The sequence below is a fragment of the Paenibacillus sp. GCM10012306 genome, assembly GCF_042649265.1.
In the GTDB taxonomy this organism is placed as follows: domain Bacteria; phylum Bacillota; class Bacilli; order Paenibacillales; family Paenibacillaceae; genus Paenibacillus_AQ.
On sequence record NZ_JBHRYW010000002.1, the window covers coordinates 733,409 to 746,054 of the forward strand.

9 protein-coding genes are annotated in these 12,646 nt (G+C 52.2%); all 9 read left to right on the forward strand.

Annotated features, from left to right (window positions below; translation table 11 throughout):
* Positions 1-20: 20 nt before the first annotated feature.
* The 9 genes from ACFORK_RS07105 to ACFORK_RS07145 all read left to right on the forward strand — a co-directional run bounded on the left by ACFORK_RS07105 (position 21) and on the right by ACFORK_RS07145 (position 12,607).
* Positions 21-1,010, forward strand: a complete 990-nt coding sequence (locus ACFORK_RS07105) for an aromatic acid exporter family protein (protein WP_379197034.1) — start codon at positions 21-23, stop codon at positions 1,008-1,010.
* 173 nt (positions 1,011-1,183) lie between these two features.
* Positions 1,184-2,206: an HD-GYP domain-containing protein gene (locus ACFORK_RS07110; protein WP_379197036.1), complete on the forward strand. Its 1,023-nt coding sequence runs from the start codon at positions 1,184-1,186 to the stop codon at positions 2,204-2,206.
* Between the two features lie 161 nt (positions 2,207-2,367).
* Complete coding sequence (locus ACFORK_RS07115; protein ID WP_379197038.1) at positions 2,368-2,925, forward strand: outer spore coat protein CotE; 558 nt, start codon at positions 2,368-2,370, stop codon at positions 2,923-2,925.
* A gap of 322 nt (positions 2,926-3,247) precedes the next feature.
* Positions 3,248-4,819 carry a putative amidoligase domain-containing protein gene (locus ACFORK_RS07120; protein WP_379197040.1) on the forward strand — a complete coding sequence of 524 codons (1,572 nt, stop codon included), beginning with the start codon at positions 3,248-3,250 and terminating at the stop codon, positions 4,817-4,819.
* Between the two features lie 448 nt (positions 4,820-5,267).
* Positions 5,268-8,108: a DNA mismatch repair protein MutS gene (gene mutS / locus ACFORK_RS07125; RefSeq protein ID WP_379197042.1), complete on the forward strand. Its 2,841-nt coding sequence runs from the start codon at positions 5,268-5,270 to the stop codon at positions 8,106-8,108.
* 50 nt (positions 8,109-8,158) lie between these two features.
* A complete protein-coding gene (mutL, locus tag ACFORK_RS07130; RefSeq protein WP_379197044.1) occupies positions 8,159-10,273 on the forward strand; it encodes a DNA mismatch repair endonuclease MutL in 2,115 nt (704 codons plus the stop codon).
* 60 nt (positions 10,274-10,333) lie between these two features.
* Entirely contained in the window at positions 10,334-11,113 is a 780-nt protein-coding gene (locus ACFORK_RS07135; protein WP_379197046.1) for a class I SAM-dependent methyltransferase, read from the forward strand.
* Positions 11,103-12,059 (forward strand): tRNA (adenosine(37)-N6)-dimethylallyltransferase MiaA, encoded by a 957-nt coding sequence (miaA, locus tag ACFORK_RS07140; protein ID WP_379197048.1) that lies wholly within the window; start codon positions 11,103-11,105, stop codon positions 12,057-12,059. The genes ACFORK_RS07135 and miaA overlap by 11 nt, the downstream gene beginning before the upstream one ends.
* A gap of 191 nt (positions 12,060-12,250) precedes the next feature.
* Entirely contained in the window at positions 12,251-12,607 is a 357-nt protein-coding gene (locus tag ACFORK_RS07145) for a hypothetical protein (RefSeq protein ID WP_379197050.1), read from the forward strand.
* Positions 12,608-12,646 lie beyond the last annotated feature (39 nt).

Below are 12,646 nucleotides of genomic sequence, written 5' to 3' on the forward strand. Positions count from 1 at the left end.
AGTTAAGGAGAGTATTGTTCATGGGATTTCGTGTTATCAAAACCGCGGCGGCCACACTGCTGTCTATTCTGCTGGCAGCCGCTGTAGGCATACCAAATGCGCAAAGCGCAGGTCTGCTGGCTATTTTAGGGGTGGAAGTGACCCGCAAAAGGAGTCTCCGAACGATATCGGCGCGCTTTTTCGCCTCGCTCGTGGGACTCTTTTTGGGTTGTATTTTATTCTGGGCTCTGGGCTTTCATTACTGGGTACTCGGACTCTATGTGCTGTTTGGCTTTCCGCTAATTGTGCGAGCAGGCTTTAAGGAAGGAATCGTCACCAGCTCTGTTATCGTTTTTCGGGTTTTTGGACAAGCCGAAATCACCTTACACGTCCTGTTCCAGCAGATTGAGCTGCTCGTAATCGGACTTGGGTCGGCAGGATTGGTGAATTTGATCTATATGCCGCATGCAGGTGGGGCAATTTCAGCCATTCGCAAGGAAGTGGATGGTTATTTCTCTGTGATCTTCACCCAGATGGCTCGCACATTGCGTGACCCTGCCTATGTCTGGGATGGTAAGGAACTGATCGGAGCTAACGCAGCCGTCCAGCGAGGACTGACAGCTGCGACGCGGGAGATGGAGAATCATGTGATTCATCCCGATGAAGCGTGGAATGTCTATTTTTATATGCGAAAAGAGCAGTTAGAATCCATCCAGAACATGGTTCAACTACTCTCCCAGGTCTACCGGCAATTGCCGCATGGTGAAATGATGGCTGAGCTCTTCGATCAACTGAGCAGCGATGTGAAGGCTGAAGAATATACAGGTCGAACGGAGCACTTGCTGCAGGAGGTAGAGCAGGAATTCAAGCGTATGGAGCTCCCGGCTTCCCGGGAGGAATTCGAAGTGCGTTCAGCGATTCTTCAACTGTGTCGTGAACTGACTCTGTACCTGAAAATTGCCAAACAACATAAGAATCCAGTCGGACATGAGGTAGTTCGTCCTTCACGGAATTCTGCCCGTAAAAGCTGAGATTAGGCCTCGAAGCCCGGGACAGGTATTAACAAACAATAGTAAAATAACGATAAGTATAATTAAGCAATAAAATAGTACCCCAGGAGATACATTGTGAACAGTAACAGTGAGGATTCAAATACAGCAGGAAATTCCGTAGTCTCGGGTTTTCTGCTCTGGCAGGTGAGAGCATGAATAGTAGCAACGAGGAGTATATCGGGAAGCAACTGGTTACCAACTTGTTCAACAGCAAGGGCGTCTTTGTATTGCCTGCGATGACCTTGTTAAGCGCCGAACATATCCGATTGATCAGTCAGCACAAGATTACGCTGGAGGAGAAGGACGTTATTCATTTGGATGGCGCGGCCTTTTTCCAGATCGCTGTCGACGACTGTACGACTGCAATGGAAAGTATTTTTGAACAGATCCGTTATAATAAAAGCAAGCGCATTCCCATGATTGAGCTCCGAAATGAAGTCATTCCTTTCATCCATCAGGTTACGGAGAAGAATGATTTCTATGGTATATTGGCTGCGTTGCAGTCAAAGGACGATTATACATACAGGCACAATGTTGCAGTAGGGATTCTCTCAACGCTGCTGGGCAAGTGGCTCAAGATGAAGCCGGAGGATCTCAGCCAGCTGACCATTGCGGCCACCCTGCATGATATCGGAAAGATTATGGTGCCGGCTGAGATTCTAACCAAGCCAGGACCGCTGAGCGAAGAAGAGTTTCAGATAATGAAAAAGCATACTACGTATGGCTACGAAATGGTGCGGGACACGGTGGGCACGAATCACAATCAGGCGCTTGTAGCTCTTCAGCATCATGAGCGAATGGATGGCAGCGGCTATCCGTTCGGGGTGCTTGGACACCGGATTACGGATTTTAGCAAAATCGTAGCGATCTGCGATATTTTCCATGCCATGACTTCAGACCGTTTCTATCGAAAGGCGTCTCCGCTTTACGAGGTTCTGACACAGATGGAGGAGAGTGTGTACGGGAAGCTTGATCCTTATATTTGCCGAGTCTTTATTGATAAACTGATGCAGTCCATGATAGGGAACGAGGTGGAGCTGACCGATGGGCGGGCAGGAAGAATTGTGATGATCCTCTCGCATGACCCTCTTCGTCCGCTCGTGAACATCGGGGAGGACTTCGTGGACCTGAGCAAGCAGAGAAACCTTGGTATTGTAAGGGTAATTCCACAATAAAATGTACTCATACCATCGTATCTAATGAAATAAAATGTACTATAACCCTCGCGGCCGGGTCCGGGAGGGCTTACTCAAATTTATTTATAGTCTAACAATCAACAAATGCCTAGAACCTGCATACACTTGATAGTGAATGATTGTATGGAGGAGGTTCAAAGATGTCATTAGGCCATAAACGTCAAACAAGGGAGATCATTACGAAGGCAATTTGCGGCAAAGGTCGTAAGTTCTCTACCGCAACTCATACCGTGACTCCGCCACATCATCCGACAAGTATTCTGGGGGCATGGATTATCAACCACCAATACGAAGCGGTTGCCGCCGGTAACGGAATCGAAGTAATCGGTACTTATGATGTGAACATCTGGTACTCGTACGACAAGAATAAGCAGACCGAGGTAGCTAAAGAAACGGTCTCTTATGTGGAAGTTATTCCTCTGTCGTACCTGGACCCGAGACACCGCGCATCTACAGTAGAGGTCTCTGCGGAGGCAACGCAGGAACCAAACTGTGTAGAAGCGGGCGTATCGCCGGGAGGCGGAAGCGTCACCCTTCGCGTGGAGCGGGAGTTTGAAGCGGAATTGGTGGCTGAGACCAAAGTCCGCGTGTTTGTAAGTGATCAAATCGATGATCTGGAAGACAAGGATTATGATTTTGACGGCGAAACCTTCGATTATGAAGATTTAGACCCTGACGCCCTGGATGATGAGTTGTAAGAAGGATGCGCCGCCGCTTGCCTTAAGATGAATGAGATATGGTTCATTATATGTTGGGAGGGCGGCGGCGAAGAGGGCGAATGCCCTCCTTTTTTTGAAAAATTTTTTGGCTCGATCTAAAAATCAGAGGTTGTAATTAGTTCCACAAAAGTTTAATCTCTATGGCAAAAACGGTGTCTTCCGTATGACGGGAAGCCGTTTTTTGCTATTTGCGCATGAACCTCGGGAACGTTTGCCAAAGCCAGCTCTGCTGAGGGTTCTTGCTGCATGGGAGAATCAGGTTGTGGACCACATCACTATCAGCCCGAAGGAGGGCGGGAAGATGATCAATGAAGGGATAGCAGTCTACAGGTCTCTTTCGCCGGAGCAGAGGGAGCAGCGCCTGCAGCGCAGTGGACTGGAAGCAGCACTCACTATGAACGGTAAGAGGAAACTGCTCATCGATGAACTGGGGGACAACGCCAGAGTAGGTAGGGAGCGTAGTCCTGTCTGGGAGATGGGGAACTCCGCTGACAATACATACAAGGCAGTTAACCACAGGGGAAGATATCGGCAACGCTACGCCATTTCTATTTATAATCTTGCGGTGCTGGACATTGCCCCCCTTGGAGCAGGATCGGGAATGAAGGTGGCTATCCATAGTTCCTTTGGACCACCGGGAGGCTTTCGAGCGGATCAACGCCCCGGGAGACTTGCGACCGAAAACCAGGATGCTGAATGGGCAAACTGGCTGACAAGCGGGGAAAGTTCCCAGGCGTATGCGATAGATCGGTTAAATGATTCGATGGGTGCAGGTAGTGGTAGTGATGCAGAAAGAAACGTGAATGGCCGAATATGGAGGGGAAACGGAGCCGCTTCGGGTGAGAGCAGAAGCTTCCGGCGGCACGTGGACGCTTTGGCCATCCGCGCATTGTATAGCCTGGGTCTGGACAGCGGGGAAGTGCTGCTGACCGCCATGGGCGGGCGCCGGTATGTGGTGGAGGCTGTGACACCACTGGCAATGGCTCCGGGCAAGTCGCTCCCGGAGCCTCACGTTGCGGCTGCGCAGGCATTGGCGCGCAGCCTGGCGAGTGAGCAGCCCGGGCGCCCGGGGCTGCTCATGGGAATGGACCCGGAGTTTCTATTACTCCGGGTGGACACGGGCCGCGTCGTGCCTGCGTCGCGGTACCTGCCCATGGCAGGCGTCGCGGGCTGCGACGCCGGGCCCCCGGGAACGCGTGGCGCGTTCCCGGTAGCCGAGCTGCGCCCTAAGCCGCGCGGGGAACCGCGCGCGCTGCTGGCGCAGCTCATGTCCGCCGCGGCTACGGCGGACCGGCTCATCGCCGACCGCACGCTGGCGTGGCGGGCGGGAGGCATGCCGCTGGCGGGCTGGGCCCTCGGCGGCCATCTTCACTTCAGCGGCGTGACGCTGACCGCGCCGCTCCTGCGCGCGCTCGACAACTATCTCGCGCTGCCCATTACGCTGCTGGAGGACGCCAGAGCGTCCTCGCGGCGTCCGCGTTATGGTGTGCTCGGCGATTTTCGGTACCAGCCGCATGGCGGCTTCGAGTACCGCACCTTGCCGAGCTTCTTGGTCTCCCCGGTCATCGCCAAAGGCGTGGTCCATCTGGCTCACCTGATCGTGAGCCATTATGAAGACCTGCCGCTCCGCCCGCTCGACCGGGAAGATCTGCATGCCGCCTACTACAGCGGCGACAGAACCCCCTTGCGGGCCGCCTTCGTTCCCTTGGCGGCCCACATTAGAGCCTTGGGCGGCTACGAGAAGGCCGCCCCACATATTGAGCCCCTGCTTCGCTATATCTCCGCAGGGCGAACCTGGGATGAATCCCGTGATATTCGCAGGTTATGGCAGGTGGGAAAGCCCGATGAGATTATTCCCGCTATACAATCCTAATCCCCCATTAAGAATCGGGCTGTCCTTATAGGGATGCTCTAAGGATGAGGCAGTCCTGTTTTTTTAAAGAGCTGTAAAAAGACGGTAGAGCAGCGATTTTCCCGTTAGAGGAGGATCGCTGCTCTATTTTTTTGTTATTGCTGGCTTGCTTCAACAAATGGTGGGCTAGTGGAAGCCAACCAGTAATCTCCAGTTAGCTTTCTCATACGAAATCGTTTATTTTGGGATTGTCGTGAGAAATTTGTCATGAGCATTTTGCTCCTAGCCATTTATTCGATTCATCCAATATTTGTGCAGCTTGAACTTAAAATTAAATAGAAGTAGCCGTAACTTGGGGAAATTCGGATCTCTATAGCAGTAGCCAGCAGTACAACTTACCAAGGGTAACTTTGAGAGCGAACTTTCTGTTATAATAGAGGTTAGCATGAAAAAGGCTTGGAGGTAGACCATGGCAAAATATACGCCGATGATAGAGCAGTACCTACGTGTGAAAGAAGGAGCGAAGGATGCATTCCTCTTTTTTCGATTAGGTGATTTTTATGAGATGTTCTTCGAGGATGCCGTGCTGGCGTCAAAGGAACTGGAAATAACATTAACCGGACGCGAGGGTGGGGGCGACGAGAAGATTCCGATGTGCGGAGTCCCATACCATGCTGCTGAGGGTTACATACAGCGTTTGATCGAAAAAGGTTACAAGGTCGCTATCTGCGAACAACTGGATGATCCTGCTGTAACGAAGGGGATGGTGCGCAGAGATATTGTGCGCGTCGTGACACCGGGAACGGTAATGGATGGCAAAATCATTTCTGACAAGAACAATAATTATTTGGTCTGTGTCACTGAGTTGGAAGGAATGATGGCACTGGCTGCCTGTGATTTGACCACAGGTGAGCTATATGTAACTTCCGTGCTGTCCGGCGCAGAGTGGTTGCGAGACGAGATCGGCATTTATGAGCCCGCCGAGATCATCGGTGATGCAGTCCTGCTGGAGACCCTGCGGAGCGAAGCTTCGCTGCTGGCCAAGCCAGTCGTATACACCCCGTGGGAGAAACGGGACGAGGAATTGGCTCGTCGCCAGTTCGGTGAGTCGGCTTGGGTACGGCTGGAACGGGAGCGGGGCCATTGTCTTTCGCTGCTGATCTCCTACCTGAGTGAGACACAGCGGCGGTCGCTGGGACAACTGAGCCAGATTTCGCCTTACGAACCGGGCAATTATATGATTCTTGATCCATTCACCCGCAGAAATCTGGAGCTGACCGAGACGGTACGTGAGCGTTCTAAAAAAGGCTCGCTGCTCTGGCTGCTGGACCGTACCGAGACGTCGATGGGTGCACGTCTGTTGCGCCGTCGTATCGACAAGCCGCTGCTCCAGCGGGCCCCGATTGAACGTCGGCTGGAAGCGGTCGATTATCTATATAATCAATTCATCGTTCGCGAAGATTTGCGCCAGGCACTCAAGGAAATATATGATCTGGAGCGTCTGGTTGGCCGAATAGCCTTCGGGAGCGCCAATGGCCGGGATATGAATGCGCTGAAGCTTTCTCTGGAGCAGATTCCGGCACTGAAAGAATTGTGTGGAACGTCAGGCTCTGTCACCTTGCAGGAGATCGGGGCAGCGATGGATGATTGCGTAGAGCTGCGTGAGGACATTGCGCGGGCAATTGTTGACGATCCGCCTGTATCTGTACGTGATGGGGGAATTATTCGTCAGGGGTACCATGAACGTCTGGACGAGCTGCGGGAAGCGAGCAGTAGTGGTAAGCAATGGATTGCGGAGCTTGAGGCCAAAGAGCGTGTGGCTACTGGTATCAAGTCGCTTAAAATCGGCTATAACAAAATATTTGGCTATTTTATAGAGATTACCCGTGCTAATCTGTCCGCATTGCCAGAAGGGCGCTATGAGCGCAAACAGACACTGGCGAATGCAGAGCGCTTTGTGACTCCTGAACTGAAAGAGAAAGAGGCGCTGATTCTGGAAGCCCAGGATAAAATGACGGATCTGGAGTACAGCCTCTTCACAGAGCTGCGTGATAGAATAGCAGCCCAGGTTCCGCGACTGCAGAATCTGGCCGAGAAGGTCGCTGAGATTGACGTATACCAGAGCCTTGCGGCTGTTAGCGCAGAGCAGCGGTTCGTGAAGCCAAAGCTTTCCGACGGATACGATCTCCGGCTGGAAGGCGGACGGCATCCGGTCGTGGAAGCGGTGTTGAAGGATGCAGCGTTTATCGCTAATGGAAGCAGTCTCACCAAAGCGGAGGGCAATATTCTGCTAATTACAGGTCCGAACATGGCGGGTAAAAGTACCTACATGCGTCAGGTTGCCCTGATCTGCATCATGGCCCAAATCGGCTGCTTCGTCCCTGCTTCCCATGCAGAGGTGCCACTGATCGACCGGATTTTCACCCGGATCGGAGCCGCTGATGACTTGATTGGCGGTCAGAGTACGTTCATGGTGGAGATGGCCGATATTCAGGTCATGACGGAAAAAGCCACCGCACGCAGTTTGATTATCATTGACGAACTGGGCCGGGGAACTTCGACGAGCGAGGGCATGGCCATTGCTCAAGCTGTCATTGAATACGTGCATGACACCATTGCCTGTAAGGCACTCGTCTCGACTCACTTTCATGAGTTGGCTCACCTGGAGCAGAGTCTTGGTGGTCTGCGCAACTATTCGATGGCGGTGCAGGAGAGCGGTGACAAGGTTAACTTCTTGCGCAAGCTTGTACCGGGGGCGGCAGACAGCAGCTACGGTATTTATTGCGCACGGCTGGCTGGACTGCCGGGAGGAATTATTGACCGCGCCTACGGGCTGCTCCAGAGTATTGAGCAGGCAGCTGCGCCAGGCGGAAATGCGCCCCATTACGGGGGCTCCGAGCAACGTCGTTCCAGTGCGGAGGGACCCGCTTCGGTTCAGGAGTCTGCTGCAAGCCTGACGGAAGTGCCAACAGATCATGTGTCCACCCAAGCGGGTACGGCCTATGCTGAAGCCGCTGTTTCGATCGCAGCTTCGGAGGCTGCCGTGCCGCTCAATGCTCCTGATTCTACTGTATCGCTCTCGGCACCTGAAGCCGAGGGGGAAGTGGTGCAGCTCTCTATCTTTGGTGAGGAAGAGCCGCGCAAGTCCCGCAAAGGCGGGGCAGGAGCTTCTGTGCCTGCTGAGGGACAATATCATCCGGGTCTCAAAGACTTTATCGCAGCCGTTCAAGGGGCCGATCTCATGAACATGACGCCGCTGCAAGCGATGAGTCTGTTGAATGACCTGAAAATGAAAGCCAAGGATCTCTAATAGACATGTACAGCTTAACAATATAGATAGCCTATAGCGGGGTGAATAATATGGCGAAAATTCATGTGTTGGACGAGCATATTGCCAACCAGATCGCCGCGGGGGAAGTGGTTGAACGACCGGCCTCCGTGGTGAAGGAGCTTGTAGAGAATGCCATTGATGCGGGAAGCACAGTGATCGAGGTATCGGTGGAGGAAGGTGGACTTCAGAGCATCCGTGTCAAGGATAACGGCTCAGGCATCGAGCCGGATGATTGCGAGACAGCGTTCTACCGGCATGCGACGAGCAAGATTGTGACCGGACGTGATCTGTTCCAGATCACGAGCCTCGGCTTCCGGGGCGAGGCACTGCCCAGTATCGCGGCGGTATCCAAGGTGTCACTGCTCACAGCGAGCAAGGACGACGGTGTAGGCCGCAAGATTGAGATCGAGGGCGGCAATTTGCGGATCAATGAAGATTCTCCTTCCGGACAAGGGACAGATTTTGCTGTTCGGGAATTATTTTTCAATACCCCGGCCAGGCTGAAATACATGAAGAGCATTCAGACTGAACTCGGACATATCTCCGACACGATGTACCGGACGGCGCTTGCTCATCCCGGGATTTCCTTCACGCTTCATCATAATGGCAATCAACTGCTGCGCACATTGGGCAATGGTGACCTGCTGCAGGTCATTGCTGCCATCTATGGAACGTCAGCGGCCAAGGCGATGCTACCTGTCTCTGCAGAAGATCCTGACTTCAAGATCACCGGCTTTGTCAGCCGTCCGGAATGGACGCGATCCAACCGCAATGCGGTGACTACGATTGTTGGAGGACGCCATATTCGCAGTAATGGCCTGAATGCAGCCATTATGCGGGCTTATCATACACTGCTTCCGATTAATCGTTACCCGCTGCTGGTGCTTAAGTTCGATATGCATCCCTCGCTGGTGGATGTCAATGTGCATCCCGCCAAGCTGGAGGTGCGTTTCAGCAAGGAGAATGAGCTGTACAAGTTCGTCGAGGAGGAGATTCGCAAGGTCCTAATGGGACAAAGCTTGATTCCTCGCCCTAGTAAAGAACCGATCGGTTCCAAGAATAGCGGTGCCTTTATTCAGGAACAGTTCGCATTTGGTAGAGGGGCGTCTCGCCCGCCAGCTGAAGGTGAAATTACAGCAGCTCCCAATGTGTCCTCAGGTGAGCAGCAGCATCCGGTGGCTCCGAGCGATGCAACCCGTCCGCAAGAGTTGAATTCCGACCTGGCGGCAGCGGGTTTGGGCCGTTCATATGAGGGTAGTAATCCTTCTGCGAATTCAGAGGTATTTCAGTCACGGGAATCGACTGCCTCCTATGGCAGAGGTAATCCGTTGTCTTCTCCTCCGCTAGGCGGAGGAATGTCTAGTGACGGCTACCGTAATTCATCTGCTGGAGCCAGTGGGAATTATTCAGGGAATGGCAGCCGGCAGTCGGTGGGAGGTGCTGGTGGCAGCAATGCCAGCGGTGGATATCGTCCATCACCTACAGCCCTGTCCGCCAGAGGCCAATTCCCGTTGAACGAAGAATTATGGGCGCCTGCAGCCAGCGAGGAATCGGGATTACCCGCTTTTCCAGAGCTGAATTATATCGGCCAGCATCATGGGACCTACATTATTGCCCAGAATGACAGCGGCCTGTATCTAATAGATCAGCATGCAGCACATGAACGAATTAACTATGAGTATTATTATGAAAAGTTTGGCCGTCCGGAAGATGCCTCACAGGAACTGTTGCTGCCCATTACGCTGGAATTCACACCGTCAGAGAGCCGCCAGCTTAGCGAACGGCTGCATTGGTTCCAGCAAGCCGGTGTGTACCTGGAGCATTTTGGTGGACAGACCTTTTTAGTGCGTTCTCTGCCGTATTGGTTCCCAGAGGGGGACGAGAAGGCGGTTATTGAAGAAATGGCAGAATGGGTGCTGAGCGAACGGGCGATTGACTTGGCCAAGCTGCGTGAGAAATCTTCCATTCTATGCTCCTGCAAAGCTTCTATTAAAGCAAATCAGAAGCTGACTGAACAGGAAGTAGAGACCCTCATTTCCCGGCTCGCGGCTTGCCGCCAGCCATACACCTGCCCACATGGGCGCCCGATTGTCATTTCTTTTTCGGCCTATGACCTGGAGAAGTTGTTCAAACGGGTAATGTGAAGTTTTGAAATAAGATTGATCTATAAAAGATTTATTGTATAGAGCCGAACAGGAGGCACAATGATTATAACGACGGGTAATGACCCGATACCGGAAATTGTACAGCGGGCACAGCGCCTGGCAGAACGTACGGGGTGCAAATATGTGCCGCGTGGCAAGTATTCTTTCCCCAAACTTGTGAAGCAATATGGGGAGGAAGAGGTACTGGTAGTACTGCAGGAAGCAGTTCGGCTGATCCGGCCCGAAATGCCGCCTATGGAGTTCCATCCCAGCATGGGATATGTACGAGCCAAGCGGATTCTTAGGGGCGAACCAGATCCCTTGCTCGCTGCTGCGGACATGATTCCCGGTGACAGTGTGCTGGATTGCACTGCTGGCCTTGGTACGGACTCGCTGCTCTTCTCGGTATATGGTGGAGAGTCATCCCAGGTAACAGCACTGGAAAGCTCCCTCCCCCTATATGCACTGCTAATTGAAGGGATGAGCCATTACAGCACTGGGAAGGAACGGGTAAATGAGGCTTTACGCCGAATCCAGGTCGTGAATAGTGACCATTTGGACTATTTGCGGGGACAGCCGGACCGCAGTGTAGATATTGTTTACTTCGATCCTATGTTCCGCGTGCCATTAACGGCGTCGGACTCCATTTCTCCGCTACGTCAGTATGCCAACGGAGCAGCGCTGTCACTAGAGAGTGTGGCTGAAGCTAAGAGAGTAGCCCGAAAAACTGTGCTGTTGAAGGAAAAAGCTCTAAGCGACGAATTTGCACGGCTGGGCTTCTCAGAGCTGCTGCGCGGCAGCTCCAAAATATCGTACGGGGTGATTAAGATTGACAACTGAAGAAAGGCGCAAGGTTCTGGTGCTGCTAGGACCGACCGCTGTCGGCAAGACCAAGCTAAGTCTTGCTATCGCTAAGGCTTACGGAGCTGAGATCATCTCCGGTGATTCTATGCAGGTATATACTGGCATGGATATCGGAACAGCCAAAATCTCACAAGAGGAGATGGAGGGTATCCCTCATCACCTGATTGATATACATGATCCTAAGGATGCCTATTCCGCTGCGGAGTTTCAGGAGCAGGGTCGCAGGCTGATTGAAGAGATCAGCAGTCGAGGCAAACTACCATTTATAGTAGGGGGCACGGGGCTATACATCGAATCTCTTTGCTACGGCTTCCGCTTCTCGGAAGCGGTGGCAGATGAGGCTTTCCGCAAGGAGCAGGAGGATTACGCGGATGAGCACGGAGCGCTTGCTCTGCATGCGAGGCTGGCTGCTGTAGACCCTGTTAGCGCTGAGCGGCTGCATCCCAATGACCGTCGCCGTATCATCCGTGCGCTGGAGGTCTTTCATCAGACGAATATAACGCAATCGGACTCCCTTGCTGGGCAAAAGAAGGAATCGCCTTATGAATTGTGTCTAGTCGGTCTGACTATGGACCGGAAAATTCTTTATAAACGGATCGAAGATCGAATTGACGCCATGCTCGCTGACGGGTTGATTTCCGAGGTCCAGGGATTATTAGACCAGGGGTACGACCGGAGTCTCGTCTCGATGCAGGGTCTTGGCTATAAAGAGATTGCTGCTTATCTTGCGGGTGAGCTGACTATGGACGAAGCCGTAACGCTCTTAAAACGGGATACCCGTCGGTTTGCCAAAAGACAGATGTCATGGTTCCGTCACATGAAGGATATCCAGTGGATTGATGTTGACGCGGAGCCAAGCCTCGATGAGCATGTTGAGAGATTCCGCGAGTTCATAACAAATAGTTTCTCTAAAGACCTATAAATATTTGCGTCATACGATAGCATAGAGGATGCTCCCGAAGTGGATTTTCACTTTTAGGGAGCATCTTTTTTTCGTCTAAGAGGGAGTGTTGAACGACAGTGCATATACGCTTGACAGTCGATATGAATAAGGTATAGATTAATAACAAACACTTTTGTATACGTTTGTATACAATATGAGGGGGATTTAGAATGCGTGAAGGAAGGGATCGATCGAAAGGACCTCGTGGTCACCGGGGATCTGGTGAACAGGGCTGCGATTCTGGCGAAGGCCACAAGGAGCGTATCCAAAGTGCGCAGACTTTTCGCAGAGGGCGTGCCATCGCCTTTCTGGAAAGACTGGATATCAAGCGTTCCACGTTGATGCAACAGCTGAACCAGCCTGAATACGATTCGATTAAGCAAGTTTTAAGTGGTGAATTAAAAGCCACTGATGCCATCATGCAAGAATTTATTCATGCTTTTGAGCTGCGGGAAGTGATGCTGGAGCAGGATGGAAAACGGGAAAAAGAAGAGGTCAAGGATGAGAGTAACAGCAACAGTAACTGATGATAGAATTGTCAGCCACAATGACCTTAGAACAAGAGT

Coding starts and splice junctions, on each gene's coding strand:
- ACFORK_RS07105 (WP_379197034.1), top strand. CDS start 21: ATGGGATTTCGTGTTATCAAAACCGCGGCGGCCACACTGCTGTCTATT.
- ACFORK_RS07135 (WP_379197046.1), top strand. CDS start 10,334: ATGATTATAACGACGGGTAATGACCCGATACCGGAAATTGTACAGCGG.
- mutS (WP_379197042.1), top strand. CDS start 5,268: ATGGCAAAATATACGCCGATGATAGAGCAGTACCTACGTGTGAAAGAA.
- mutL (WP_379197044.1), top strand. CDS start 8,159: ATGGCGAAAATTCATGTGTTGGACGAGCATATTGCCAACCAGATCGCC.
- ACFORK_RS07145 (WP_379197050.1), top strand. CDS start 12,251: ATGCGTGAAGGAAGGGATCGATCGAAAGGACCTCGTGGTCACCGGGGA.
- ACFORK_RS07110 (WP_379197036.1), top strand. CDS start 1,184: ATGAATAGTAGCAACGAGGAGTATATCGGGAAGCAACTGGTTACCAAC.
- ACFORK_RS07115 (WP_379197038.1), top strand. CDS start 2,368: ATGTCATTAGGCCATAAACGTCAAACAAGGGAGATCATTACGAAGGCA.
- ACFORK_RS07120 (WP_379197040.1), top strand. CDS start 3,248: ATGATCAATGAAGGGATAGCAGTCTACAGGTCTCTTTCGCCGGAGCAG.